Annotated in this window: 24 protein-coding genes and 1 tRNA gene; 13 read left to right on the top strand and 12 right to left on the bottom strand. The window is 62.6% G+C overall.

The genetic code is table 11. The annotated features are described in order from the left end of the window. Nucleotides 1-193: 193 nt before the first annotated feature. From CR103_RS05785 to CR103_RS05760, 6 genes are all read right to left on the bottom strand, one after another. Nucleotides 194-270, bottom strand: a tRNA-Pro gene (locus CR103_RS05785). A gap of 83 nt (nt 271-353) precedes the next feature. Then, nucleotides 354-2240 (bottom strand): MFS transporter, encoded by a 1887-nt coding sequence (locus tag CR103_RS05780; protein ID WP_099915059.1) that lies wholly within the window; start codon nt 2238-2240, stop codon nt 354-356. A 278-nt stretch (nt 2241-2518) separates the two neighbouring features. Continuing rightward, nucleotides 2519-3376: a transposase gene (locus CR103_RS05775; protein ID WP_099915058.1), complete on the bottom strand. Its 858-nt coding sequence runs from the start codon at nt 3374-3376 to the stop codon at nt 2519-2521. 287 nt (nt 3377-3663) lie between these two features. After that, complete coding sequence (locus CR103_RS05770; protein ID WP_099915057.1) at nt 3664-5259, bottom strand: gamma-glutamyltransferase family protein; 1596 nt, start codon at nt 5257-5259, stop codon at nt 3664-3666. 129 nt (nt 5260-5388) lie between these two features. Further along, the gene (locus CR103_RS05765; protein ID WP_099915056.1) at nt 5389-5958 is read right to left on the bottom strand and encodes a PEP-CTERM sorting domain-containing protein; all 570 of its coding nucleotides are present in this window, start codon (nt 5956-5958) and stop codon (nt 5389-5391) included. A 227-nt stretch (nt 5959-6185) separates the two neighbouring features. After that, nucleotides 6186-6488, bottom strand: coding sequence for a hypothetical protein (locus tag CR103_RS05760; RefSeq protein ID WP_099915055.1), 303 nt, complete (start codon nt 6486-6488; stop codon nt 6186-6188). Between the two features lie 94 nt (nt 6489-6582). Here CR103_RS05760 and CR103_RS05755 point away from each other — a divergent pair, with 94 nt between their 5' ends. Next, nucleotides 6583-6762, top strand: a complete 180-nt coding sequence (locus CR103_RS05755) for a hypothetical protein (RefSeq protein ID WP_099915054.1) — start codon at nt 6583-6585, stop codon at nt 6760-6762. A 3-nt stretch (nt 6763-6765) separates the two neighbouring features. On the opposite strand, the gene CR103_RS05750 is transcribed toward CR103_RS05755, so the two are convergent. Both CR103_RS05750 and CR103_RS05745 read right to left on the bottom strand, forming a co-directional pair. After that, entirely contained in the window at nt 6766-8088 is a 1323-nt protein-coding gene (locus tag CR103_RS05750) for a homoserine dehydrogenase (RefSeq protein WP_099915053.1), read from the bottom strand. A 20-nt stretch (nt 8089-8108) separates the two neighbouring features. Then, nucleotides 8109-9338, bottom strand: coding sequence for a pyridoxal phosphate-dependent aminotransferase (locus tag CR103_RS05745; RefSeq protein ID WP_099915052.1), 1230 nt, complete (start codon nt 9336-9338; stop codon nt 8109-8111). 223 nt (nt 9339-9561) lie between these two features. Between CR103_RS05745 and CR103_RS05740 the strand changes: the two genes are divergently transcribed. The 10 genes from CR103_RS05740 (at nt 9562) to CR103_RS05695 (ending at nt 19872) form a co-directional block, all read left to right on the top strand. After that, nucleotides 9562-9945 carry an Mth938-like domain-containing protein gene (locus tag CR103_RS05740; RefSeq protein WP_099915051.1) on the top strand — a complete coding sequence of 128 codons (384 nt, stop codon included), beginning with the start codon at nt 9562-9564 and terminating at the stop codon, nt 9943-9945. Continuing rightward, the gene (locus CR103_RS05735; RefSeq protein WP_099915050.1) at nt 9945-11627 is read left to right on the top strand and encodes a glycosyltransferase family 39 protein; all 1683 of its coding nucleotides are present in this window, start codon (nt 9945-9947) and stop codon (nt 11625-11627) included. Before CR103_RS05740 ends, CR103_RS05735 begins: the two co-directional genes overlap by 1 nt. Further along, nucleotides 11624-11998: an EamA family transporter gene (locus CR103_RS05730; protein ID WP_099915049.1), complete on the top strand. Its 375-nt coding sequence runs from the start codon at nt 11624-11626 to the stop codon at nt 11996-11998. Before CR103_RS05735 ends, CR103_RS05730 begins: the two co-directional genes overlap by 4 nt. A gap of 124 nt (nt 11999-12122) precedes the next feature. Then, nucleotides 12123-13265, top strand: coding sequence for a DegT/DnrJ/EryC1/StrS family aminotransferase (locus CR103_RS05725; protein WP_099915048.1), 1143 nt, complete (start codon nt 12123-12125; stop codon nt 13263-13265). A gap of 74 nt (nt 13266-13339) precedes the next feature. Next, nucleotides 13340-14329, top strand: coding sequence for a glycosyltransferase (locus CR103_RS05720; RefSeq protein ID WP_180279289.1), 990 nt, complete (start codon nt 13340-13342; stop codon nt 14327-14329). Further along, nucleotides 14329-15267: a formyltransferase gene (locus CR103_RS05715; protein ID WP_099915047.1), complete on the top strand. Its 939-nt coding sequence runs from the start codon at nt 14329-14331 to the stop codon at nt 15265-15267. Before CR103_RS05720 ends, CR103_RS05715 begins: the two co-directional genes overlap by 1 nt. Before the next feature lie 42 nt (nt 15268-15309). Continuing rightward, on the top strand, nt 15310-16362 hold the full coding sequence (locus CR103_RS05710) for a bifunctional UDP-4-keto-pentose/UDP-xylose synthase (RefSeq protein ID WP_099915046.1): 1053 nt from the start codon (nt 15310-15312) through the stop codon (nt 16360-16362). A 4-nt stretch (nt 16363-16366) separates the two neighbouring features. Beyond that, nucleotides 16367-17359, top strand: coding sequence for a polysaccharide deacetylase family protein (locus CR103_RS05705; protein WP_229442820.1), 993 nt, complete (start codon nt 16367-16369; stop codon nt 17357-17359). Then, a complete protein-coding gene (locus CR103_RS05700) occupies nt 17352-17828 on the top strand; it encodes a peroxiredoxin (protein ID WP_099915045.1) in 477 nt (158 codons plus the stop codon). Before CR103_RS05705 ends, CR103_RS05700 begins: the two co-directional genes overlap by 8 nt. Nucleotides 17829-18084: 256 nt before the next feature. After that, nucleotides 18085-19872: a PhoH family protein gene (locus CR103_RS05695; RefSeq protein ID WP_099915044.1), complete on the top strand. Its 1788-nt coding sequence runs from the start codon at nt 18085-18087 to the stop codon at nt 19870-19872. Nucleotides 19873-20030: 158 nt separating this feature from the next. On the opposite strand, the gene CR103_RS05690 is transcribed toward CR103_RS05695, so the two are convergent. Then, a complete protein-coding gene (locus CR103_RS05690; RefSeq protein WP_229442819.1) occupies nt 20031-20243 on the bottom strand; it encodes an alkaline phosphatase family protein in 213 nt (70 codons plus the stop codon). 102 nt (nt 20244-20345) lie between these two features. Here CR103_RS05690 and CR103_RS05685 point away from each other — a divergent pair, with 102 nt between their 5' ends. Next, nucleotides 20346-21233 carry an MBL fold metallo-hydrolase gene (locus CR103_RS05685; protein ID WP_099915043.1) on the top strand — a complete coding sequence of 296 codons (888 nt, stop codon included), beginning with the start codon at nt 20346-20348 and terminating at the stop codon, nt 21231-21233. An 86-nt stretch (nt 21234-21319) separates the two neighbouring features. Continuing rightward, the gene (locus CR103_RS05680; protein WP_229442818.1) at nt 21320-22120 is read left to right on the top strand and encodes a glutaminyl-peptide cyclotransferase; all 801 of its coding nucleotides are present in this window, start codon (nt 21320-21322) and stop codon (nt 22118-22120) included. Nucleotides 22121-22124: 4 nt separating this feature from the next. Here the strand turns inward: CR103_RS05680 and CR103_RS05675 are convergent, their stop codons facing one another. The 3 genes from CR103_RS05675 to CR103_RS05665 form a co-directional block, all read right to left on the bottom strand. After that, nucleotides 22125-23135: an inorganic phosphate transporter gene (locus CR103_RS05675; protein WP_099915041.1), complete on the bottom strand. Its 1011-nt coding sequence runs from the start codon at nt 23133-23135 to the stop codon at nt 22125-22127. A 13-nt stretch (nt 23136-23148) separates the two neighbouring features. Continuing rightward, nucleotides 23149-23775 (bottom strand): DUF47 domain-containing protein, encoded by a 627-nt coding sequence (locus CR103_RS05670; RefSeq protein WP_099915040.1) that lies wholly within the window; start codon nt 23773-23775, stop codon nt 23149-23151. Between the two features lie 83 nt (nt 23776-23858). Further along, nucleotides 23859-25244 carry a replicative DNA helicase gene (locus CR103_RS05665; protein WP_099915039.1) on the bottom strand — a complete coding sequence of 462 codons (1386 nt, stop codon included), beginning with the start codon at nt 25242-25244 and terminating at the stop codon, nt 23859-23861. Between the last annotated feature and the right edge of the window lie 36 nt (nt 25245-25280).

Below are 25280 nucleotides of genomic sequence, written 5' to 3'. Positions count from 1 at the left end.
AAGGCCACAACCCAGCACTAATTTAGAAGCCGTAATCAGAACTGACTGCGGTTTTTTACATGCCCGGACCTGCCAGACGATCCAACCGGCGAATGTAGGGCAGCAATAAAAACTAGGGCACTGTTAGAGAACGGGACCACAAAAGAAAAAAGACCTACGCAGCACAACCGCGTAAGTCTTTGATGATATTTATTGGTCGGGACGGAGTGATTCGAACACTCGACCCCTTGCACCCCATGCAAGTACGCTACCAGGCTGCGCTACGCCCCGACGAGCTTCAAATTATATCAGACCGTCTGCCTTTTTTACCAACATTTGCCGCGCTGCCGACGCATGACACTGCCGCCCCTCCGCTACTTCCACTCGCCACGCAACTGCTTGACTCGCTGGAACAGGTATTCCGGCGTCGCTTCCTGCGGCGCCACCGGCGCGCCGACGGCCAGCGCCAGGCGCGAGCGCGGGCCGCGCGCATACGAGCGCTCGAACAGATTGCCCGGATCGCGCGTCAGCAGGCTGCCCCACAACCCGCGCAGCGCCATCGGGATCACCGGCACCTTGCTGCGGGCGACGATCTTGGCGACGCCGCCGCGAAATTCGTTCATCTCGCCGGTGGCGGTCAGCTTCCCTTCCGGGAAAATGCACACCAGGTCGCCCTCGTGCAGCGCCTGGGCGATGTCGACATAGGCCTTCTCCATTAGCCACGGGTCTTCCTTGGCGGAGGCGATCGGGATCGCTTTCGCGGTGCGGAAAATCCAGCCCAGCACCGGCGTGGCAAAGATCTTATGGTCCATGACAAAGCGGATCGGCCGCGGGCTGGCCGCGCCGATCACGATCGCGTCGACATAGCTGACGTGGTTGCACACCAGGACGGCCGGGCCGGTATCGGGAATGCGGTCGACGCCGATCACTTCGACCCGGTGGATGGTGTGGATCAGCAGCCAAGCCAGGAAGCGCATCAGGAACTCCGGCACCAGCGAGAAGATGTACAGCGCCACCACCGCGTTGAGGATCGCGGTGGCCAGGAACATCTGCGGGATCGTCGCGCCAAAGTGAAGCAGCAGCATCGCCATCAGCGCCGACGCCACCATGAACAGCGCGTTCATGATGTTCATGCCGGCGATGGTGCGCGAGACGTGGCGCGGGTCGCAGCGGGTCTGGATCAGGGCGAACAGCGGCACGATGAACAGGCCGCCGAACACGCCGATCAGTACGATGTCGGCGAGGATGCGCATCACGCCCGGTTGCAGCAGCAGGCCCGCCAGGTCGACCGCGGCGGTGTTGGTGTAGGCCAGGCTGGCAAAATACAGGTCGATGCCGAAGGCCGACAGGCCGATCGAGCCGAATGGCACCAGCCCGATCTCCACCTTGCGGCCCGACAGGCGTTCGCACAGCAGCGAGCCGGTGCCGATCCCGAGCGAAAAAACGGTCAGCAGCAGCACGAACACGCCATGGTCGCCGTGCAGGTAGTCCTTGGCGTACACCGGGAACTGCGACAGCATCAGCGCGCCATAAAACCAGAACCACGAATTGCCTAGCATCGACAGGAACACGGTGCGGTTCTGGCGCGAGAATGCCAGGTTGCGTATCGACTCGGCCAGCGGGTTGGCGCTGATTTTGAGGGTCGGCTCGGGCGCCGGCGAGAGCGGAATGCGGTAGCTGGCGACCAGGCCGATAACGGCGACGATCAGCGTGGCGGCGGCCACCATCGGCACGCCGTAAGGCTTGTGCGCGACCAGCAGCGCACCGGCAATCTCTCCAAGCAAGATGCCCACAAACGTGCCCATTTCGATGACGCCGTTGCCGCCCACCAGCTCCTCGGGCTTGAGGTTTTGCGGCAGATACGCGTACTTGACCGGGCCGAACAGGGTCGAGTGCACGCCCATGCCGACCACCGCGGCCACCAGCAGCCACAAGGTGTGGCTCATCCAGCCGATGCCGGCGACTAGCATGATGGCGATTTCAAGCATCTTGACGAAGCGCGCCAAGCGCGACTTTTCGACCTTGTCGGCGATCTGGCCGGCGGTGGCGGAAAACACCACGTACGGCAGGATGAACAGCGCCGGGATCACGATGTTGAGCGTGGCCGGACTGATCGTGGTCCAGCTCAGCGCGTCGAAGGTCAGCATCACCAGCAGCGCCGTCTTGAACAGGTTGTCGTTGAACGCGCCTAAAAACTGGGTCCAGAAGAACGGCGCGAACCGACGCTCGCTCAACAGGGTGAATTGGCTCGATTGGCTCATGTCGGGAGGCAGTTTCGGAAGGTAAGAGCCGTAAAATACAGCACAATCCCGGTATAGACAAACAATGTTTCCGGCAGCTACAGCAGTGCGTCATTTGCGCTGATGGGTAGTATGCATACCGGGTCTGCGCACCGGAGTCGTGCACACCGGGGTCAGTTCCGACATTCGGGATGCTGGGGTCAGTCCCGACATTCAGACACGGCCTCAGCCTTGAAGGATGCTGGGGTCAGTCCCGACATTCAGGATGCTGGGGTCAGTCCCGACATTCAGACACGGCCTCAGCCTTGAACGCGGGCGAAATCGCCTTCGTACCGGATGACGGCGCGGCTGACCGTTTTGTACGTCACGCCGAAATGCTTACCTATCTCAGCCATCGTAAAGGCGGTGGAATAATACGCGCGGGCCATCGCCTCGTCCCGCTCGGCGAACCCGGCTTCGTATTCGGCCAGCGTCATCGCCGCAATCCGGCGCTGGCTCCTGACAACGTCATCGAGGACGGCGCCGTGCTGGCGGCCTCGGTGCTGAGAGGCGAATTGCTCGTCACCCAATATCAGTTGATACTGCATCTGCCGCAACGGGCTTTGCATCCCCGCGCCCGCCGCGACAAACTGGCGGTACCTCTCTACTGCGCGGTCAAGGCTGAGACCGAACTGCCCAAGCAGCCATTGCGTTTCCAGCCAATCGGGCTTGCCGGCGGGATCGAGCATGAAATGGTGGCTGCTCCAGTGCCATTCGGCATCTGAGGCAACCATCCCCGCACGCAGCGGATTCAAAACAATGTAGCGGGCCAGTTCAAGCAAGTGGGTTTCCTTCTGAACCAGTACGGCTTTGTAGCGCCCCTGAAAGACGTGCCCGACAAGATGGTGCCGGCGATTGACGCGCTGCGAGTAAATGCCGTTCAATTGGCGCATGCCCTGGCTGAGGTTGCCCTCGGCGGTTTCCAGCATCAGGTGATAGTGATTCGTCATCAGGCAGTAAGCGTGGACGACAAGATGGAATCGCGCGCAAACGAGGCCGAGCACGTCGAGCCAACTGTAGCGGTCGGTATCGTCGCGGTAAATGGCGTTTAATTGATCGCCGCGCGCGGTGACGTGGTAAAGCGCACCGGGAAATTCGATTCTGAGGGGTCTGGTCATCCAGCGACTCTAGCATTGGCGGTGTGATGCGCGATGACGAGGCGCAGACCTTGCCGGCCGAGGTTTACGGTTGCACCGGCCGGACTTCGGAGAAAATGCTGCTCCAGTGCTCAGCTCGTGTCTGAATGTCGGAACTGACCCCGGGGTGATTCACTGCTCCAGTGCTCAGCTCGTGTCCGAATGTCGGAACTGACCCCGGGGTGAGAATGCTGCCCCAGTGCTCAGCTCGTGTCCGAATGTCGGAACTGACCCCGGGGTGAGAATGTCGGAACTGACCCCGGGGTGATTCAAAACCCGGCGGCGCCGCCGTTGCTGCGAGGATCGAAGCCGCCTTCGAAACGGCCATCCGGGTGGCGGATGATGGCACCGGCGTGGCCGACCGTTTCATCGAAGTCCGGCAGCATGTCGACGTCGTGGCCGAGCGCGCGCAGGCCTGCCACGATGTCGGGGCCGAACCTGGCTTCGAGCTTCAGGCTATCGGACGCCTGGCCCCAGGTGCGGCCGAGCAGCCAGCGCGGGGCGGTGATTGCCTGCTGCGGGTGCTGGCCAAAAACGCCGATGCGGGTGAACAGCGCCGCCTGGGTCTGCGGCTGGCCGTCGCCGCCCATGCTGCCGTACACCATCACGCGGCCGTCGCGCAACCGCGCCAGCGCCGGATTGAGCGTATGGAAGGGCTTTTTGCCGGGCTCGAGGGTGTTGATGTGGGCGGGGTCCAGCGAAAACGAGCAGCCGCGGTTTTGCCAGTTGATGCCGGTGTTCGGCAATACCAGGCCGCTGCCGAATTCATGGTAAATGCTCTGGATAAAACTGACGGCCCGCCCTTCGCCATCGATGACGCCCATCCACACCGTGTCGGCCGGCCCCTTCCCTTCGCCCCACGGCAGCGCCTTGTCAAGCCGGATCGCGGCGGCGTACGGCGCGAGAAAATCGTCCGTCAGGCAGGACTGCGGATCGACGCGCATGTAGTCGGGGTCGGCGATGTACTGGTCGCGGATGCGAAAGGCTTGCTTGGTCGCCTCGACAACGAGGTGGATATGCATGGCGCTGTCGGCGCAATGGCGGCCGAGGTCAAGCCGGTCGAGCAGCGCCAGGATGATCAAGGAGACCAGGCCCTGGGTTGGCGGCGGCATGTTGTAGAGGTCGCCCGCGCCATGCGCCAGGTGCAAGGGGGTCACTTCGCGGGCCCGGTAAGCTTGCAGGTCGGTCAAATCGACCGGGCTGCCGAGCGAAGCCAGGTCGGCCGCGATGTCATGCGCCAGGTCGCCGCGGTAAAAACTGTCGAGCCCTTCGCGCGCCAGCCGTTCCAAGGTAACGGCCAGTTGCGGCTGGCGGAAAATTTCGCCTTCGCGCGGGGCACGGCCGTCGATGGTGAACGTGCTTTTGAAGCCGCTGTGGCCAAGCAACTCTTCGAGCTTGTTGCCGGTGTTGGCGGCCTGCGACGCCGTCACGGCGATGCCATGGCGCGCGTAGTGAATGGCGTCTTCGAGCAGGCGCGATACGGGCAACCTGCCGCCGATTCTGCGCGAATACGCGTGCGCCGCCGCCCAACCCGATACCGTTGCCGCGACGGTATTGGCCGACAGCGGGCCGCGTGTTGGAATGGCGCAAAGGCCCAGGTCGCGGTAAAACTTGCGCGACACCGAATGCGCGGCGGGACCGGCCGCTTCGATCCCGACCGGCTGCTGGCCGGGAATGGCGATCGTCCAGAAGCCGTCGCCGCCGATACCGTTCATGTGGGGATACACGGCGGCGATGGTGGCCGCCGCGGCAATCATTGCCTCGATGGCGTTGCCGCCTTCGCGCAGCACCGCCAGCGCCGACTGCGACGCGAGTGAGTGGGGAGCAACGGCCATGCCGCGTGTCGCCAGGGTGGAGTTGAGCATCGACGTTTTTCTCTGTGGTGGTTGTATACCACAAGATTACCATGGAGAACGGCGGATCCTGCTGGCGCTGTGTATGGTGCAAAGCGCGAAAACACCTTTGCCGCGCGGGATTGGCAACCCGAGGGTCGACTAGACGCTCCTGCGCTTCATGAAGCCCAGTCCGGCCAGGCCAGCCAGCAGCAGGACGATCGAGCCAGGTTCCGGCACCGTGCCGGTATTTTCAATCACGGAAACATTATCCAGCGCCTGGTAGGACGGATTGTTGAAGCCAACAAACTCTACCTCGGTGAAAGCGCCGGTAGCGAACACGGTCAAGCTTTGATGGGTGAATCCAAACCGCGTACTGCCGTCGTTCAAAGTGTGGAAAACGTCAAGCCCATTAAATCTGGCGAAAAATGCGTTCGTGCCGCCACCGTTGCCATAGTCGAACGAAAAAATGTAACGCGCGTCGGCCGTCGTCGCGATAGTCTGGAACGTACTGCATAACTGGGTCTTACAACCGAAGTACAGCGCATTGGCGCCAAAGGCTTGGAATCCACTCAAATTTCCACTGACGAAATTATCTGAATTAATCCAGCCATTTGTGTTTCCCGTTTCAAAATCGCCGTTCGTGATCAACTCGGCCGAGGCCGAGCTTGCGAAGCCGAGTCCGGATACAAGGAACAACGCCGTGGCAGCCAATTTTTTTAATAGTTTCATATTTTCCCTAGTTGCATTATCAATACGAAAACTCGTATTGATAAGCAATTATCTTGCCAAGGAAAATTTATCCTACTACTTCAATAACTTGACAGAATTCAAGCTTTACAGTTGTTCAATGTGTAAATAATTTCGACAACCGGCAACCAATTCGCCACCTTGCATCGTGCTGTCGGCGGGCGCGGCCTGAAGGTGAACGTGGCGTTTCCGCCGCGACGACAGTATCGCTAAAGCAACGCCGCTGCGCATGTCGGACATTTTACAAGTCCGGTATGGCCGATCTTCCAGCCACAACGCTCCGCTCCCGCCGTGGCCCTTGCAGCCCACTGTTCCATCGGTTCGCATGCGAGCTCGTCGAACTCGAAAAATTCGCGGCAATCGTACGATTCGCATACCAGCATGCATTGGCAAAACATCATTTCGTGGAGGAGCTTGTTCATCGGTACCGTCAATCGTAATTCGACAGGAAGGATCATGATCGCATCAAGCGTTCGCTCATCTGCGGCAGCAACAACATGCAGCTGCGCCATAAAAGCGCGGGCAAGTCAGGGAGCGATTGACACGCCTCAAAAACGGCGTGGTCCCGCTTGTCGTGCCACGCCCCCGCGCGTGTAAAATCGGCCCATGAAAACGCCAAACACATATCCTATCTTGCCTGACATGACGGGGCCGGACGAGGACGACGACGACGATCTTCGCGCCGTCACCATGGTCGAACTCGACGACGACGACACCCCGCGCTACCAAGCCGTGGACGAGTTCTCGACCGAGTTCCTGATCCAGCCACCCAGGGACAAAGCCTGATTTTTAGCTCAGGCTCTCCATCCTGATCCGCGTCACATTGCCCACCACCGTCTCGAGCGCCTCAATTTTTGCGATCGCGGCGTCGATGTTTTTTTCGCGCGTCTGGTGCGTCAGCATGATGATGTCGAGCCGGGTCGCGCCTTCGGCCGGCTCTTTTTGCAGCACGGCATCGATCGAAATGCGGGCGTCGGCCAGGATGCGCGTCAGGTCGGCCATCACGCCGAGCCGGTTTTTCACGTACACCCGCAGGTAGTAGCTGGTGTGAATTTCCGACATCGGCCAGATCGCCACATCCGTCATCTGGTTCGGCTGGAACGCCAGGTGCGGCACGCGGTATTCCGGATCGGCCGTGGCCAGGCGGGTGATGTCGACCAGGTCGGCGATCACCGACGAGGCAGTCGGCTCGGCGCCGGCGCCCTTGCCGTAATAAAGCGTGGCGCCGACCGCGTCGGCCTGCACCAGCACCGCGTTCATTGCGCCTTCGACGTTGGCGATCAGGCGCTTGGCCGGGATCAGGGTCGGGTGGACGCGCAATTCGATGCCTTCGACGCCGTCGATCACGGTGCGGCGGGTGATCCCCAGCAGCTTGATGCGGTAGCCCAGGTCCTCGGCGTAACGGATGTCGACCGCCTGCAGCTGGCTGATGCCCTCGACGTGGGCTTTGTCGAACTGCACCGGGATGCCGAAGGCAATCGCCGACATGATGGTCAGCTTGTGGGCGGCGTCGACGCCTTCGATGTCGAAGGTCGGATCGGCTTCGGCGTAACCGAGGCCTTGCGCCTGCGCCAGCGCGGTCGAGAAATCGAGGCCTTTGTCGCGCATCTCGGAGAGAATGAAATTGGTGGTGCCGTTGATAATGCCGGCCACCGATTCGATGCGGTTGGCGGTCAAGCCTTCGCGCAGCGCCTTGATGATCGGGATGCCGCCGGCCACTGCCGCCTCGAACGCGACCATCACGCCTTTTTCCTGGGCGGCGGCGAAGATCTCGTTGCCGTGCAGCGCCAGCAGCGCCTTGTTGGCGGTGACGACGTGCTTGCCGTTGGCGATGGCGCGCATGACGAGCTTGAACGGCAACTCGTAGCCGCCGATCAGCTCGACGACGATATCGATGTCGGGATGGTCGACGACGGCGAACGGGTCGCCGACCACCTCGATGCCGGCGCCGACCAGGCTGGCCGCGCGGTCGGTGTTGCGCGCGGCCACCATGGTGATCTCGATGCCGCGGCCGGCGCGGCGGCGAATTTCCTGCTGATTACGTTTGAGGACGTTGAACGTCCCTTCACCGACGGTGCCGATGCCTAGCAGGCCTACTTTGATGGAATTCATATTCTTTATGGTTGAGGATTTCAGCCGCGCCCGTGGCGCCGGCGGTAGCCGTCGAGATAACGGGCGATGCGGCCGCATGCATCGGTAAGGTCGTCGGAATTCGGCAGAAACACCAGCCGGAAGTGATCCGGGGCGATCCAGTTGAAACCCGTGCCTTGCACGATCAGGACTTTTTCCTCGGACAGCAGGTCGCAGGCGAACTGCTGGTCGTCCGCGATCGGATACATCGCGGGGTCGAGGCGCGGGAACATGTACAGCGCAGCTTTTGGCTTGACGCAGGTAACGCCCGGTATGTCGGTCAATAATTTGTGCGCCAGGTCGCGCTGTTTCAGCAGGCGCCCGCCCGGCCCGACCAGGTCGGCGATGCTCTGGTAGCCGCCGAGCGCGGTCTGGACCGCGAACTGGCCCGGCGCGTTGGCGCACAGCCGCATCGAGGCGAGCATGTTGAGGCCGTCGATGTAATCCCTGGCGTGGCGTTTTTCGCCCGACACCACCATCCAGCCGGCGCGGTAGCCGCACGCGCGGTAGTTCTTCGACAGGCCGTTGAGGGTGACGAACAGGACGTCGTCGGCCAGCGCGGCGATCGACTCGTGCTGCTCGCCGTCGTACAGCGTCTTGTCGTAGATTTCGTCGGCGTAGATGATCAGCTGGTGCTGGCGCGCCAGCTCGACGATTTCCAGCAAAATTTCGCGCGGGTACAGCGCGCCGGTCGGGTTGTTCGGGTTGATGACGACGATCGCCTTGGTGTTGGGCGTGATTTTGCGCCGCATGTCGTCGATGTCGGGGTACCAGTTGGCCTGTTCGTCGCAGACGTAATGGACGGGATTGCCGCCCGACAGGCTGACAGCGGCGGTCCACAGCGGATAGTCCGGCGCCGGCACCAGCACTTCGTCGCCGTTGTTGAGCAGGCCGTTCATCGCCATCACGATCAGCTCGGAGGCGCCGTTGCCCAGGTAGATGTCGTCGATATTGACGCCCGCGATGTGCTTGCCCTGGGTGTAGTGCATCACCGCCTTGCGCGGCGCGAACATGCCTTTCGAGTCGGTATAGCCGGCCGCGCTGTGCATGTTCATGATCATGTCGTGCACGATCTCGTCGGGTGGGTCGAAGCCGAACACGGCCAGGTTGCCGATGTTGAGCTTGATGATCTTGTGGCCGTCTTCCTCCATCTGCCGGGCTTTTTCCATGGCCGGGCCGCGGATTTCGTAGCACACGTCGTCGAGTTTGTTCGATTTCAGGATCGGTCGCAAAATGTTTCCCTGTTCAGTAACGCGCTATTGTTGCAGTGCGAAAAATACCCATTCTGCCGAATGCGCCTGATTTAATCAACCTGCATCGTGCTATAAACCAGGGTCGAAGCCTTCGAAATGACGGCAGGATCGCTGAAATTCGCGCTTTTAATGAGTTTGTGGCATGCTAACGCCCGCACAATGCCCGCACGCGGCTTGCACGCCGCACTAACCACGCCCGACTATGAAGCTCCATTCCAGTTCTACCCAACAATACCAGACCGTCACCGGTTATTTTGAAGCCGGTGTCGAAATCAATGCCGCGCGCTTCGATTACAGCCTGACGGTGATGCCCGAAACTGCTCCGCGGCCATGGCCGGTCGGGCGTTTCGAGGACCTTACCGAGGCGCATTTCGACGAACTCGGGGCAGACTCGCCCGACGTCATCATCCTCGGCACGGGCGAGCGCCAGCGTTTTGTGCACCCGCGCCTGATCGCCAGCCTGTCGGGCCGGCGCATCGGCGTCGAATGCATGGACAACCAGGCCGCCTGCCGTACTTATAACATCCTGATGGCCGAAGGCCGCAAGGTGACGCTGGCGCTGATCATGAAGGCGCCGGCCGCTTGATGAACGAACTGCACAAGAATAAAACCTTCACCTGGACCCTGTCCGCCGTTTTCATCCTGTTCAGCCTGTATGTGCTGGGCATTCGCACGCTGGTGCCGCCCGACGAGGGCCGCTACGCCGAAATGGCGCGCGAGATGTTCGCCAGCGGCGACTGGGTCACCACCCGCTTGAACGGTATCAAGTATTTCGAAAAACCGCCGCTGCAGGCGTGGATGAACGCGCTCTCGTTCACTTTGTTCGGCCTCGGCGATTGGCAGGCGCGGCTGTGGACGGGACTGTGCGGCATCGGCGGCGTGCTGCTGACCGGCTACACCGGCAGCAAGGTGTTCGGCCAGCGCGTCGGCTTCTACGCCGCGCTGGTGCTCGGCTCGTGCTTCTACTGGCTCGCCTGCACCCAGATCAACTCGCTCGACATGGGTTTGTCGGGCATGATGACGATCTCGCTGTGCGCCTTGCTCGTCGCCCAGCGCGACGGCGCCTCGGCAGCCGAGCGGCGCAACTGGATGCTGGCCTGCTGGGCCGGCATGGCGCTGGCGGTGCTGTCGAAAGGCTTGATCGGGCTGCTACTGCCGGGCGGCGTGCTGGTGGTGTACACCGTCATTACGCGCGACTGGAAGCTGTGGACCCGGCTGCACCTGGTCAAGGGACTGCTGCTGTTCTTCGCTATCGCCACGCCCTGGTTCGTGCTGGTGGCCTTGAGAAACCCGGAGCAGCCGGCCTTCTTCTTCATCCACGAACACTGGGACCGCTTCTTCCTGAAGGAACACCACCGCGAACAGGTCTGGTATGTTTTTTTCGTGCTGACCGCGGTCGGCATGGTGCCGTGGCTTGGCGTGCTGGGCCAGAGCCTGGCGCTCGGGGTCAAACGCGAGGACGGCCTGTTCCGCCCGCGCCTGATGCTGCTGGTGTGGGCCGTGTTCATCCTGCTGTTCTTCACCAAGTCGAACTCCAAGCTGCCCGGCTACATCCTGCCGATCTTCCCGGCGCTGGCGCTGCTGGTGGCCAGTTACCTCGAAGCCGGCTCGCGCCGCAGCCGCATGCTGAACGCCGCCTTGATGTCGCTGGTAGGCGTGGCGCTGCTGGCGACGGTGCCGTTCATGCCAAAGCTTGCCGGGCGCCTCGGCGAAGTAGTGCTGTACCAGGCCTATCAGCCGTGGGTGGTGGCGGCTGGCTTGACGGCGCTGGCCGGCGGCGTGCTGGCCTGGCTGCTTGCGCGCCGCCGCGGCGCCAGCGCCGCCAACACGCGTGACCTGTTCGTGCTGGTGCTGGCGATCGCCGGTTTCGCCACCACCGAGCTGATCCTGGCCGGTTTCGAACCGATCGGCCATATGCGCGCCGGCGCCAACCTGCTGCCGGCGATCCGCGCCGAATTGAAACCCGACACCAGGATCTATGCGGTGGGCACCTACGAACAGTCGCTGACCTTCTACCTGGGCCGTACGATGACCCTGGTCGACTATCGCGACGAATTTTCCTTCGGCCTCAAGCAGCAACCGGAGCTGGCGATACCGACCGTGGCCGCGTTTGTCGAGCAATGGACGCGGGACGCCAGCGCCGGTGTGCGCGACGTCGCCATCATCCGCGCCGACATTTACAACGACCTCAAACAGAAAGGCGTGCCGATGCGCGTCGTGGCGCAAGACCAGCGCCGCATCGTGATCGCCAACGACGTCAACCAATGAATTTATCCACTTTCGCCTTCATCATCACCGGCGTGCTGCTCAACGCCGCCGCCCAGCTGCTGCTCAAAGCCGGCACCAATGGCCTGGGCGGCGCCATCCATGTCAACGCGCAGAACTGGTTCAGCACCGGCGTGAAGGTTTTTACCCAACTGCCGATCCTGGCCGGCCTTGCCTGCTACGTCATTTCGCTGGTGGTGTGGATCATCGGCCTGTCGCGCACCGACGTGACGATCGCTTACCCGATGCTCTCGCTCGGCTACGTCGTCAGCGCCGCCGGCGCCTGGATGTTCCTCGGCGAAACAGTGTCGCTCCAGCGCATGATCGCACTGGCCATCATCGTGGCCGGCGTCGCCCTGCTGGCACGAAGCTGAGTCGACGCCGCCGGCGACGACGTGAGCCGGATTTCCCCCGGCAACGCTGATAAAATGCGCCTTTCGCGTGCTGCTCATTTCAGCAAGACAAGGTGTCAGCAAAACTTTTTAACCAGAGAAATCAATGACCGCCCCCCTGCCCTTCCTGCCTTTCTCCCGCCCGACCATCGACGAAGCCACCATCGCCGCCGTGGGCGACGTGCTGCGCTCCGGATGGCTGACCAACGGCGGCCCGAAAGCGGCAGCGTTCGAAGCCGAGCTGTCGAGCTACTTCGGCGGCCGTCCCGTGCGCGTCTTCAATTCCGGCACCTGCACGATGGAGATCGCACTGCGCATTGCAGGCATTGGCCCGGGCGATGAAGTCATCACCACGCCGATTTCGTGGGTCGCCACGGCCAACGTGATCCTGGAAGTGGGCGCCACGCCGGTGTTCGCCGACATCGACCCGGTCACCCGCAACATCGACCTGGACAAACTGGAAGCGGCGATCACGCCGCGCACCCGCGCCATCATCCCGGTCTACCTGGCCGGCCTGCCGGTCGACATGGACCGCCTGTACGCGATCGCGGGCAAGAACAAGCTGCGCGTGGTGGAAGACGCCGCCCAGGCGTTCGGCTCGACCTGGAAGGGCCGGCGCATCGGCTCGTTCGGCGACTTTGCCTCGTTCAGCTTCCAGGTCAACAAGAATTTAACCACCGGTGAAGGCGGCTGCCTGGTGATGAACACGCCTGACGAAGCTGTTCTGGCTGAAAAATTCCGCCTGCAAGGGGTGACCCGCAGCGGCGTCGACGGCATCGACGTCGACGTGCTGGGCGGCAAATACAACATGACCGACATCGCCGCCGCCATTGGCCTGGGCCAGATGAAGACGATCGACGCCGTCAACGCCCACCGGCGCCGCCTGGCCGAACATTATTTCGAGTGCTTCGGCAATCAATTCGAGGCGCAGACCGGCGCCCAACTGCCGCTGGCCGCGTTCGACACGTCCAATTGGCACCTGTTCCAGATCATCCTGCCCGACAGCGGTCCCACCACGCGCGCCGATTTCATGACCCGCCTGAAACAACAACACCAGGTCGGCACCGGCTTTCACTACGCCGCGATCCACCTGTTCAGCTTGTACCGCGAGCTAGGCTTTCATGAGGGCATGTTCCCCGAATCGGAACGGATCGGCCGACTGACCGTCACCTTGCCGATGTTTTATGCGATGACCGAAGCGGACGTCGAGCGCGTGGTGGCCGCCGTCAAAGCGGTGCTGGCAAAATGAGCGCCGTGGGTACAATGAGCGCAATGGATACTATGGGCACAACGAGCACAACGAGCACAACCAACACAACCAGCATGCTGAAACCGGAACTGTCGGTCGTCATCCCGATCTACAATGAGGAAGCCGGCTTGCAGGTGCTGTTCGCGCGCCTGTATCCGGCGCTCGACAAGATCGGCATCCCGTACGAAATCGTGTTCGTCAACGACGGCAGCCACGACAACTCGGTGGCGATCCTGGCCGAGCAATTCCGCCAGCGGCCTGACGTCACGCGCGTGATGATATTTAACGGCAACTATGGCCAGCACATGGCGATCCTGGCCGGCTTCGACGTCACTCGCGGCGACATCATCGTCACCCTCGACGCCGACCTGCAGAACCCGCCCGAAGAGATCCACAAGCTGGTCGAGAAAATCCGCCAGGGCTTCGACTACGTCGGCTCGATCCGCCGCAAGCGCCAGGATTCGGCGTGGCGCACCATCGCCTCGAAGGCGATGAACCGGCTGCGCTACCGCATCACCAACATCCGCATCACCGACCAGGGCAACATGCTGCGCGCGTATGGGCGCAACGTCATCGACCTAGTCAACCAGTGCGGCGAAGTGAACACCTTCGTGCCGGCGCTGGCCTACAAGTTCGCGCGTAAGCCCACCGAGATCCTCGTCGAGCACGAAGAGCGCGCGGCTGGCGAATCGAAGTATTCGCTCTACAGCCTGATCCGCCTCAATTTCGACCTCGTCACCGGCTTTTCGCTGGTGCCGCTGCAGATGTTCTCGATGCTCGGCATGACGATGTCGCTCGCCTCGGCGCTACTGGTGCTGATGCTGCTGGTGCGCCGCTTCGTCCTTGGCGCCGAGGCCGAAGGCGTGTTCACGCTGTTCGCCATCGCCTTCTTCTTCATGGGCGTGATCCTGTTCGGCATCGGCCTGTTGGGCGAATACGTCGGGCGCATCTTCCAGCAGGTGCGGGCGCGCCCGCGCTACGTGGTGCAGACCATCTTGCAGCACGTGCCTGGCAAGGACGAGGTGCTCGACCGCGCGGTCGAAAAACGCCAGGTGGCGCGCTGATGGCTGCACCAGCCAAGCGCGCCGTCGTCTTCGCCTACCACAACGTCGGCGTGCGCTGCCTGAAGGTGCTGCTGGCCGGCGGCGTCGACGTCGTGCTCGTGGTCACCCACCAGGACAGTGCGGGCGAAAACATCTGGTTCGAGTCGGTCATGTCGCTGTGCGCCCTTGAGGGCATCGCCTGCATCACGCCGCAGGACGCCAGTTCGCCCGAACTGCTGGCGCAAGTGCAAGCGGCGCAGCCGGACCTGATGTTCAGCTTTTACTACCGCAACATGCTGCCGCAAGCGCTGCTGGCGGTGGCGCCGGCCTTCAACATGCACGGCTCGCTGCTGCCGCAGTTTCGCGGGCGCGCGCCGGTCAACTGGGCGGTGCTGCACGGCGCGCTGGAAACCGGCGCCTCGCTGCACGAAATGACGGTGAAACCCGACGCCGGCGCCATCGTCGCGCAGACCGCGGTGCCGATCCTGCCCGACGACACGGCGTACGAGGTGTTTGGCAAGGTCACCGTGGCAGCCGAGCAGACCTTGTGGCGGGTACTGCCGGCGCTGTTGAATGGCAACGCGCCGCGCACCCCCAACGACGTGCAACAGGGCCGCTATTTCAGCGGGCGCAAGCCCGAAGACGGCCGCATCGACTGGTCGCAACCTGCCAGTGAGGTCTACAACCTGCACCGCGCGGTGGCGCCGCCCTACCCTGGCGCCTTCACCGATGTCGGCGGCCAGCGCTACGTCATCGAGCGGGCGAGATTGTCGCGCAACGACGATGGCAAGCAGAGCAGCAAGTTGCCACCGGGCTTGGCTGTGGTGGATAATTGCATCGTTGGCGTATGCGGCGACGGCCGCATGCTGGCCATTTCCAGCCTGCTGTTCGATGCCGTTCCGGTGACGCCGGCGCAACTGCAAGCGCGCCTGGCCAACACCGACGCGGCCAACACCTGACCGCATTCATAAGAAACAAGAAACAAGAAACGAGCAAACCCCATGAAAAAAGTCCTCATCCTCGGCGTCAACGGCTTCATCGGCCACCACCTGTCCAAGCGCATCCTGGAAACGACCGACTGGCACGTGTATGGCATGGACATGCAGTCCGACCGCATCACCGAGCTGCTCGACAACGCATCCTACAAGTCGCGCATGCACTTTTTCGAGGGCGACATCACCATCAACAAGGAGTGGGTCGAGTACCACGTCAAGAAGTGCGACGTGATCCTGCCGCTGGTGGCGATCGCCACGCCATCGACCTACGTCAAGGAACCACTGCGCGTGTTCGAGCTCGACTTCGAGGCGAACCTGCCGATCGTGCGTTCGGCCGCCAAGTACGGCAAGCACCTGGTGTTCCCGTCGACGTCCGAGGTGTACGGCATGAGCCCGGACGCCGAATTCGATCCGGAAGCGTCAAACCTGGTGTACGGCCCGATCAACAAGCCGCGCTGGATCTATGCCTGCTCGAAGCAGCTGATGGACCGCGTGATCTGGGGCTACGGCATGGAAGGGCTCAATTTCACCTTGTTCCGTCCGTTTAACTGGATCGGCGCCGGCCTCGATTCGATCCACACGCCCAAAGAAGGCTCGTCGCGCGTGCTGACCCAGTTCCTCGGCCATATCGTGCGCGGCGAGAACATCCAGCTGGTCGATGGCGGCGAGCAGAAGCGCTCGTTCACCTACGTCGACGACGGCATCGATGCGCTGGTGCGGATCATCGCCAACCAAGGCGGTGTCGCCACCGGCAAAATCTACAACATCGGCAACCCGGTCAACAATTTTTCGATCCGCGAACTGGCGCACATGATGCTGGCGCTGGCGGCCGAATACCCCGAGTACGCCGACTCGGCACAGCAGGTGAAACTGGTCGAGACCAGCTCCGGCGCCTACTACGGCAAGGGCTACCAGGACGTGCAGAACCGGGTGCCGAAGATCGACGCCACCGAGTCCGAACTGGGCTGGACGCCGACAGTGTCGATGGCCGACGCGCTGCGCCACATCTTCGACGCCTACCGCGGCCAGGTCGGCGCAGCCAAAGCGCTGATGGATTGATGATTTGACCCAAGCTTCCCCCATCCCACCTCAAGGCCCGCTGCTGACGCTCAAGATCGACGTCGACACCTACCGCGGCACCCGCGAGGGCGTACCAAACCTGGTGCGCATGCTCAGCCGCCATGGCGCTTGCGCGACGTTCCTGTTTTCGCTCGGGCCGGATCATACCGGCTGGGCCTTGCGGCGCGCGTTCAACCCGGGGTTTTTCAAGAAGGTCTCGCGCACCTCGGTGCTGGAGCATTACGGCGTCAAGACGCTGATGTACGGCGTCTTTCTGCCGGGACCGGACATCGGCCGCCGCTGCGCTGACGAGATGCGCAGCGTCGAAGCGGCCGGCTTCGAATGCGGCATCCACACCTGGGACCACGTGCGCTGGCAAGACAACGTACGAAGCAGCAGCCTGTCCTGGACCTCGCACATCATGCGCTGCGCCGAAGACCGCTTTCGCCAGGTGTTCGGCCGTCCGGCCAACACCCACGGCGCGGCCGGCTGGCAGATGAACGAGCACGCCTTTGCCGAGCACGATGCGGCCGGCTACGCCTACGCGTCGGACGGCCGCGCCATGCTGGGCGAGGACGGCGCGCTGCGCGATGCGCAGGCCGGCCCGTACCGGCTGCCCGGCTCGCGCTGCGTGCAGCTGCCGACGACCTTGCCGACGCTCGACGAACTGCTCGGGCGCAGCATCGGCGGTGTAACGATTACGACCGCCAACATCGCCGCACACCTGCTGGGGCTGACCGCGGGCGCCGGGCGCGACCACGTGTATACCTTGCACGCCGAGCTTGAAGGCCAGAAGCTCGGCCCCATCTTCGAACAGTTATTGACCGGCTGGAAAGAGCAAGGCTACCAGCTGGCGTCGATGGCCGACTATTACGAGAAAATAAAAGACTCGCCCTTGCCCGACCGGTCGGTCGCCTGGGGAGAATTGCCCGGACGTTCAGGTGAACTGATCGTGCCCGGGCCTATTGCAGTGCGCCCAGGAGAGAGCCGTGGCTGACAGCCAAACCCCAGCATCCGTACCCGATTTTTCCGCCGTCATGACCGGCGACAAGGCGTTCCAGCTCGCTGGCCGCGCGGCCCGCTACACGGTGCTGTACTTCTACCCGAAGGACAACACTCCCGGCTGCACCACCGAAAGCATCGCGTTTCGCGAACTGCACGACCAGTTCCTCGACGCCGGCACCGAAATCTACGGCATCAGCCGCGATTCGCTGCGTTCGCACGAAGGCTTCAAGTCGAAGCTGGGCTTGCCGTTTGAACTGATCTCGGACCCGCAAGAATTGGTGTGCCTGCAATTCGGCGTCATGAAGATGAAAAATATGTACGGCAAACAGGTTCGCGGCGTCGAGCGCAGTACGTTTGTAATTGACGCTGAGGGCCGATTGGTGAAAGAATGGCGAGGCGTGAAGGTGCCTGACCACGCCGATGAAGTGCTGGAATTCGTCAAGAGCCAGCCCCAGCAATAGCAAAAGCAAAGCCGCTCACCGCTGACCCTCACCGCTGACGCTCACCGTTAATTAACCTGCCGTAAAAATCGATTGCAATCGCCTATTTTGAGTCAAAGCGTTTTTTCCCCGCATCATCCCAATCTGGCGGCCTGCCGGTCCGGCCTGTTTGCCGTGACTGACCAGCGCCTCATCCATGTAGTTCGACCAGGCCGGCCCCACCGCATAGCCTTCGCTCGCGCCGCTGCCCTTCGGAATTTTTTAGATTGAGACCCTGATGCCACTGCCAAAACTTCCTACCAAGCCGGCCGCCCTGTTGCTGGCAAAAGATTACCCCAAAGCGGAGCCGCGCAAGAGCGCGGTACGGGCGGCACCCGCTGCCGCCCAGGTTCACCCCCTCGACCCGGTCGAGGACCTGATCAGCGGCAAGGCCGTGCCGGCGTTGAAAGCGGCGCGCAGCGCCAAGCCGAAAGCGGCTACCGCAGCACCGCCGCCGGCGCCTGTCCTGGTAGCACTGCCGACGCATGCCGACGCAGAGCGTCCTGCCGCGCGCGCCAAGCAGTCCGACAACGAGCTCGACACACCGCACCCGGCCAAGCACAAGCCGGTCGAGGCGATCATCAAGTCGTCCACCAGCCGGCAGGCCGACAAGAGCGGCACGAGCAAGATGTTCGTGCTCGACACCAACGTGCTGATGCACGACCCGTCGTCGCTGTTCCGCTTCGAGGAACACGACGTCTACCTGCCGATGATGACGCTGGAAGAGCTCGACGATCACAAGAAAGGCATGTCGGAAGTGGCGCGCAACGCCCGCCAGGTGTCGCGTACGCTCGACGCGCTGATTGCCAACATCGACGACCATGCGATCGAAGCGGGCATCCCGCTGGCAAAGCTGGGCAACAAGGACGCCAAGGGCCGGCTGTTCTTCCAGACCCGGCTGCAAAACGGCCCGACCCTGCCGGAAGGCCTGCCGGTTGGCAAGGCCGACAACCAGATCCTCGGCGTGGTGCGTAACCTGGAAACCGAATTGCCGGGCCGCGCCATCGTGCTGGTGTCGAAAGACATCAACATGCGCATCAAGGCGCGCGCGCTGGGCCTGCCGGCTGAAGACTACTTCAACGACCATGTGCTGGAAGACACCGACCTGCTCTATTCAGGCATCGTGCAATTGCCCGACGATTTCTGGAACAAGAACGGCAAGGACATGGAGTCGTGGCAGGAGAACAAGAACGGCTCCTCGTCGACCTTCTATCGGGTTACCGGGCCGACCATTCCGACCTTGCTGGTGAACCAGTTCGTCTTCCTCGAACCAAAAAACGGCGAGACGCCGTTCTACGGACAGGTAAAACAGCTCACCGGCAAGACGGCGGTGCTGCGCACCTTGCGCGACTTCAGCCACAGCAAGAACAACGTGTGGGGCGTCACCGCCCGCAACCGCGAGCAGAACTTCGCGTTGAACCTGTTGATGGATCCGGAATGCGATTTCGTCACCCTGCTCGGCCAGGCCGGCACCGGCAAGACCTTGCTGGCGCTCGCCGCGGGCCTGGCGCAGGTGCTCGAGACCAAGCTCTACAACGAGATCATCGTCACCCGCGTGACGGTGCCGGTGGGTGAAGACATCGGTTTCCTGCCGGGCACGGAAGAAGAAAAAATGTCGCCGTGGATGGGCGCCTTCGACGACAACCTCGAGGTGCTCAACAAGTCCGATTCGGATGGCGGCGAGTGGGGCCGCGCCGCAACCCAGGACCTGATCCGTTCGCGCATCAAGATCAAGTCGCTCAACTTCATGCGCGGACGTACTTTCGTCAACAAGTTTTTGATCATCGACGAGGCGCAGAACCTGACGCCGAAGCAGCTCAAGACGCTGGTCACGCGCGCCGGACCCGGCACCAAGATCCTGTGCCTGGGCAACATCGCGCAGATCGACACGCCGTACCTGACGGAAGGCTCGAGCGGCCTGACGTACGTCGTCGACCGCTTCAAGGGCTGGTCCCACAGCGGCCACGTGACGTTGGCGCGCGGCGAGCGTTCGCGCCTGGCGGATCACGCCAGCGAGGTGCTGTAACTAGCAGGTAACTGCGGCTGCGGCATCAACCAGAAACCCTGTGCGCTGAACGAGTGCACAGGGTTTTTTTATTTTTAAACGTGCTGCGCTGAGCGGCGTTGGGCTTACTGGACAGTCCCGCTCGCCGGGTCGCTGGACCCCATCGAGTTATCGTTTTTCTACTTGGCCCAGAAGCCGGATTCCCCCTGATTCCAGGCTGCCTGGGAGTCGGAAAAGCTGTGCGGCGTGCTTGGCGCAAGCAAGGCGTTGAACAGTGTGGGATCGAGATGGAACGGTGCCACCACCTTGTTGCCGTTGGACTGATAACGGACCGGGCGGCCGCTTTCAAGCGGTACCGGGAAGCGGTCGCCGAAGCCGCGCGCACGTTTCATGATGCCGAAATATATGTGCAAGCCATTTTGATATAAAACCGCTATCATCAATCCTGATTGCAACTAAATACGCGACTGCGTCGACAGCCGGGATAGAAAACCATGAAATTGCGCTTCTGGGGCGTGCGCGGCTCGATTCCGTCGCCCGGCCCGCGTACCGCCCGTTACGGCGGCAACACCACCTGCATCGAGGTTGGCACCGACGACGGCACCCTGATCATCCTCGATGCCGGCACCGGCATCTTCGCGCTGGCGCAGAGCCTGCTGGCGCGCCTGCCGGTGCGCGCCAACATCTTCATTACCCACAGCCACTGGGACCATATCCACGGCTTGCCGTTCTTTACGCCTTTGTTCCATGCCGGCAGCCACGTGCGCCTGCACGGTGCGCGCGACCTGGTCAGCGGCAGGGGCATCGAACACGTGCTCGGCGTGCAACTGCAAAACAGTTATTTCCCGGTCGGCGAAGCGCAGATGGCGGCCACCATCGATTACCGCACGCTGGCGCTTGGGCAGCCGGTGGCGGTCGGCAACGCCACCGTCGGCAACGTCGTGATGAACCATCCGGTGATCAATCTCGGCTACCGCATCGACTGCAACGGCAAGTCGCTGTTCTTCACCGGCGACCATGAGCCGTTCAGCAACCCCTACCCAGAAAGCGACGCGCGCCACGCCGCGGCCCGGTGCGCCATCAACGAGCGCGAGCAAGCCATCGAGCGTGCCATGCAAGGCGTCGACGCGCTCATCGTCGACAGCTCGTACACGCGCGACGAATATCCGGCCAAGCAGGGCTGGGGCCACGGCACGCTCGACTCGGCGCTGGCGCTGGCGATCCGGGTCGGCGCCAAGGCGCTGTACCTGACCCACCATGAGCCGACCCGCGGCGATGACGAACTGGAGGCGGCGTTCGCCGACCTGCTGGCGCGCCAGCCGCCGCCGGCCGCGCTCAAGGTGGTGCTCGCTTACGAAGGGCTGGAAGTCGAGCTGGGGTAGCAGGAACGGGCCGCGACCGTTCGGCGGTTTGGCGCGATTTGCGGTAGCATCTCGCAGCAGCGCACATCGTCAAACAAAGGTACGCATTGAAAAAATCGACTCTCTCTGTCCGCAGGCGTCTGCTGCTGGGCGCCCTGGCCTGGTCGGTCGGCGGCTTCGGCGCGGCCGAAGCGGCCATTCCCGTCTACGCCTTCATGGTCAAGCACGCCTATCCGCACGATACGGGGGCGTTCACCCAGGGCTTGTTCATCAAGGATGGCGTGTTGTACGAAAGCACCGGCCTGAAGGGACAGTCATCGATCCGCCGGGTGCAGCTGGAAACCGGCCGCGTGCTGCAGAAAAAGGAGGTGCCGGCGGAGTTTTTCGGCGAAGGCATCGCCGCGGTCGGCGACGACATCGTCGGCCTGACCTGGACCAGCAAGGTCGGCTTCGTCTATGACGCCAAAACGTTCGACGTCAAGCGCAAGTTCTCGTACGAAGGCGAAGGCTGGGGCCTGACCAGCAACGGCAAGCAGGTCTTCATGAGCGACGGCAGCCCGGCCATCCGCGTGCTCGATCCGAAAACCCTGGCCGAGGTCCGCCGCATCCGGGTCAGCGCCGACGGCAAGCCGATTGCCGGCCTGAACGAGCTCGAATGGGTCGATGGCCAGATCTACGCCAACGTCTGGGGCTCGAACGTCATCGCCCGCATCGACCCGGCCAACGGCAACGTCCTTGGCTGGATCGACTTGACGGGACTTGCCGACCCGGCCTGGAAAGGCATGGGGCCGGACGACGTCCTCAACGGCATCGCCTGGGACGCCGTCCACCGCCGCCTGTTCGTCACCGGCAAACACTGGCCGAAGCTGTTCGAGATCGAACTGGTCGAGCGCACCGGCCGCCGCTGAACGGCTATAAGACGTGGGTGCCGATCCACCAGGCGATCGCCGCCATGAGGGCCGACGCCGGGATCGTGAAGATCCAGGCCCACACGATGTTGGCGGCCACGCCCCAGCGTACCGCCGACATCTTCTGGGCCGATCCGACACCGACGATGGCGCCGGTGATGGTGTGGGTGGTCGATACCGGGATGCCCATCGCGGTGGCGGCAAACAGCGTGATCGCGCCGCCGGTTTCGGCGCAGAAGCCGCCCACCGGTTTGAGCTTGGTGATCTTCTGGCCCATGGTCTTGACGATGCGCCAGCCGCCGAACAACGTACCGAAGCTGATCGCGGCGTAACAGGAAATGATGACCCACATCGGCGGCGCGGCGTCGGCCTTGGTCGATACGCCGGCGACAATCAGCAGCATCCAGATGATGCCGATGGTTTTCTGGGCGTCGTTGCCGCCGTGCCCGAGGCTGTACGCTGCAGCCGATGCCATCTGCGCGCGGCGAAACCAGGTGTCGACCTTGCGCGGGGTCGAGCGCACGAATACCCAGGATACGAGGATCATTATCAACGAGCCGAGCAGGAAGCCGACCAGCGGCGACACCACGATGAACAGCACGGTCTTGAGCAGGCCGCTGCCAACCAGCGCGCCGGTACCGGACTTGGCCACGGCGGCGCCAACCAGGCCGCCGATCAGCGCGTGCGACGACGACGACGGGATACCGTAGTACCAGGTAATCAGGTTCCAGATAATGGCGCCGACGAGCGCGCCGAAAATGACGTACTGGTCCACCACGGCGGGGTCGATGGTGCCCTTGCCGACGGTGGCGGCCACTTTCAGGCCGACGACGAAGATGGCGATGAAGTTGAAAACGGCGGCCATCGCCACCGCCGTCTGCGGTTTCAGCACGCCCGTCGACACGACCGTGGCAATCGCATTGGCGGCGTCGTGAAAGCCGTTCATGAAGTCGAAGATCAGCGCAAGCGCAACCAGGAACACGAGCACGTAAATGCTCATTTGAAGAGTTTGCATGTGGGAGATCCGATTACGCGTTTTCGACGATGATGCCTTCGATGATGTTGGCAACATCTTCGCAACGGTCGGTGACGGTTTCGAGGATCTCGTAAATGGCTTTCAGTTTGATCAGGTTGCGCACGTCCGGCTCGTCGCGGAACAATTTTGACATCGCCGCGCGCATCACATGGTCGGCATCCGACTCGAGGCGGTCGATCTCTTCGCAGATCGCGACGATCTTGTGCGAATTGTCCATGTTGTGCAGCATGGCCACCGCCTGCTGGACTTTTTCGCAGCACGCCAGGCACAGTTCGGCCAGGCGCTTCGCTTCCGGCGTGACCGCCTTCAGGTCGTACAGCGACACGGTCTGGGCCGCGTCTTCCATCAGGTCGAGGATGTCGTCCATGCGGGTGATCAGCTTGTGGATGTCGTCGCGGTCGATCGGCGTGATGAAGGTCTTGTGCAGCATGTCGACCGTGGCATAGGTGATCTTGTCGGCCTGCTTTTCGATGGTTTCGATCGCATGGACGCGTTTTTCGAGGTCGTCGAAATTGGTCATCAGGCCGACCATTTCGTGCGCGCCCTTCACGCACAAGGCGGCGTGCTGGTTGAACAGATCAAAAAATTTGCCCTCGGTGGGCATCAAGCGTCCAAACATTCATATTCTCCGTTAGATCGTACTGGAAGTGCTGAAAGCGGCCGCGTGGAGTCGGCGCTCTCGGATTGTCAACTCGCGGGTTGTCAATCGCCCTGGTAGAGCGCAAGGCCGCCGCTGTAATTGCCGAACTTGGTGTACTGGCCGATCCAGGTGAGCCGGACCGAGCCGATCGGGCCGTTACGCTGCTTGCCGATGATGATCTCGGCGGTGCCCTTGTCGGGCGAATCGGGGTTGTACACTTCGTCGCGGTACAGGAAAATGATGACGTCGGCGTCCTGCTCGATTGCGCCCGATTCGCGCAGGTCGGACATGATGGGGCGCTTGTTGGGACGCTGCTCGAGCGAGCGGTTCAGCTGCGACAGCGCGATGACCGGGCAGTGCAGCTCCTTGGCCAGGCCCTTCAGGCCGCGCGAGATTTCGGAAATCTCGGAGGCGCGGTTGTCGCCTGGCTGGTTGGCGGTCATCAGTTGCAGGTAGTCGACGATGATCAGGCCAAGCTTGCCGCATTGGCGCGACAGGCGGCGCGAGCGGGCCCGCAGCTCGATCGAGTTGAGCGCCGGCGTTTCGTCGATGTACAACTGGGCGTCGTTCATCTTCTGGATCGCGTGGGTCAGGCGCGGCCAGTCTTCGTCGTTGAGTTTGCCGGTGCGCAGGCGGTGCTGGTCGAGCTGGCCGACCGAGCCGAGCATACGCATCGCCAGCTGGGTGCCGCCCATCTCCATCGAGAACACGGCAACCGGCAGGCCGGACTCGATGGCGACGGTCTCGCCGATGTTGATCGAAAACGCCGTCTTTCCCATCGACGGGCGGCCGGCGACGATCACCAGGTCGCCCGGCTGCAGGCCCGAGGTCATGCGGTCGAGATCGATGAAGCCGGTCGGCACGCCGGTAATCTCGCTCTGGTTGTCGCGGCTGTAGAGCTCGTCGATGCGCTCGACCACCTGGGTCAGCAGCGGCTGGATCGGCACCCAGCCCTGGGCGCCGCGCGAGCCTTCTTCGGCGATGGCGAAAATCTTCGACTCGGCCTCGTCGAGCATCTGCTTGACTTCCTTGCCCTGCGGATTGAACGCATTGCCGGAAATCTCGTCGGCGACGGTGATCAGTTTGCGCAGGATGCCGCGGTCGCGCACGATCTCGGCGTAGCGGCGGATGTTGGCCGCTGATGGCGTGTTCTGCGCCATCGCGTTCAGGTATTGCAGGCCGCCCACTTCCTCGGCCTTGCCCATGTTGGTCAGCGCCTCGAACACGGTGATGACGTCGGCGGGCCGGGCAGCGTTGATCAGCTTGACGAGCTGCTCGAAGATGATGCGGTGGTCGTAGCGGTAGAAATCGTCGGCGTGCATGAAGTCGGCGATGCGGTCCCACGCGGCGTTATCGCGCAGCAAGCCGCCAATGACGGACTGTTCCGCTTCGATCGAATGGGGCGGAATACGGAGGGCATCGAGTTGCGGATCGGAGGGGGCGTTCATGGCGCGAATTATACCCGTTTCGGTTGACCAACCCCC

Source organism: Massilia psychrophila (assembly GCF_002760665.1).
Taxonomy (GTDB): Bacteria; Pseudomonadota; Gammaproteobacteria; order Burkholderiales; family Burkholderiaceae_D; genus JAFCUW01.
The sequence above is the reverse complement of the archived record's forward strand: the minus strand, read 5'-3'. Positions and strand labels throughout refer to the sequence as shown.

What these genes read in the sequence shown, in the direction of transcription:
- CR103_RS05780 (WP_099915059.1), bottom strand. Translation starts at nt 2,240, where the DNA reads ATGAGCCAATCGAGCCAATTCACCCTGTTGAGCGAGCGTCGGTTCGCG.
- CR103_RS05775 (WP_099915058.1), bottom strand. Translation starts at nt 3,376, where the DNA reads ATGACCAGACCCCTCAGAATCGAATTTCCCGGTGCGCTTTACCACGTC.
- CR103_RS05770 (WP_099915057.1), bottom strand. Translation starts at nt 5,259, where the DNA reads ATGCTCAACTCCACCCTGGCGACACGCGGCATGGCCGTTGCTCCCCAC.
- CR103_RS05765 (WP_099915056.1), bottom strand. Translation starts at nt 5,958, where the DNA reads ATGAAACTATTAAAAAAATTGGCTGCCACGGCGTTGTTCCTTGTATCC.
- CR103_RS05760 (WP_099915055.1), bottom strand. Translation starts at nt 6,488, where the DNA reads ATGGCGCAGCTGCATGTTGTTGCTGCCGCAGATGAGCGAACGCTTGAT.
- CR103_RS05755 (WP_099915054.1), top strand. Translation starts at nt 6,583, where the DNA reads ATGAAAACGCCAAACACATATCCTATCTTGCCTGACATGACGGGGCCG.
- CR103_RS05750 (WP_099915053.1), bottom strand. Translation starts at nt 8,088, where the DNA reads ATGAATTCCATCAAAGTAGGCCTGCTAGGCATCGGCACCGTCGGTGAA.
- CR103_RS05740 (WP_099915051.1), top strand. Translation starts at nt 9,562, where the DNA reads ATGAAGCTCCATTCCAGTTCTACCCAACAATACCAGACCGTCACCGGT.
- CR103_RS05735 (WP_099915050.1), top strand. Translation starts at nt 9,945, where the DNA reads ATGAACGAACTGCACAAGAATAAAACCTTCACCTGGACCCTGTCCGCC.
- CR103_RS05730 (WP_099915049.1), top strand. Translation starts at nt 11,624, where the DNA reads ATGAATTTATCCACTTTCGCCTTCATCATCACCGGCGTGCTGCTCAAC.
- CR103_RS05725 (WP_099915048.1), top strand. Translation starts at nt 12,123, where the DNA reads ATGACCGCCCCCCTGCCCTTCCTGCCTTTCTCCCGCCCGACCATCGAC.
- CR103_RS05720 (WP_180279289.1), top strand. Translation starts at nt 13,340, where the DNA reads ATGCTGAAACCGGAACTGTCGGTCGTCATCCCGATCTACAATGAGGAA.
- CR103_RS05715 (WP_099915047.1), top strand. Translation starts at nt 14,329, where the DNA reads ATGGCTGCACCAGCCAAGCGCGCCGTCGTCTTCGCCTACCACAACGTC.
- CR103_RS05710 (WP_099915046.1), top strand. Translation starts at nt 15,310, where the DNA reads ATGAAAAAAGTCCTCATCCTCGGCGTCAACGGCTTCATCGGCCACCAC.
- CR103_RS05695 (WP_099915044.1), top strand. Translation starts at nt 18,085, where the DNA reads ATGCCACTGCCAAAACTTCCTACCAAGCCGGCCGCCCTGTTGCTGGCA.
- CR103_RS05690 (WP_229442819.1), bottom strand. Translation starts at nt 20,243, where the DNA reads ATGAAACGTGCGCGCGGCTTCGGCGACCGCTTCCCGGTACCGCTTGAA.
- CR103_RS05685 (WP_099915043.1), top strand. Translation starts at nt 20,346, where the DNA reads ATGAAATTGCGCTTCTGGGGCGTGCGCGGCTCGATTCCGTCGCCCGGC.
- CR103_RS05675 (WP_099915041.1), bottom strand. Translation starts at nt 23,135, where the DNA reads ATGCAAACTCTTCAAATGAGCATTTACGTGCTCGTGTTCCTGGTTGCG.
- CR103_RS05670 (WP_099915040.1), bottom strand. Translation starts at nt 23,775, where the DNA reads ATGTTTGGACGCTTGATGCCCACCGAGGGCAAATTTTTTGATCTGTTC.
- CR103_RS05665 (WP_099915039.1), bottom strand. Translation starts at nt 25,244, where the DNA reads ATGAACGCCCCCTCCGATCCGCAACTCGATGCCCTCCGTATTCCGCCC.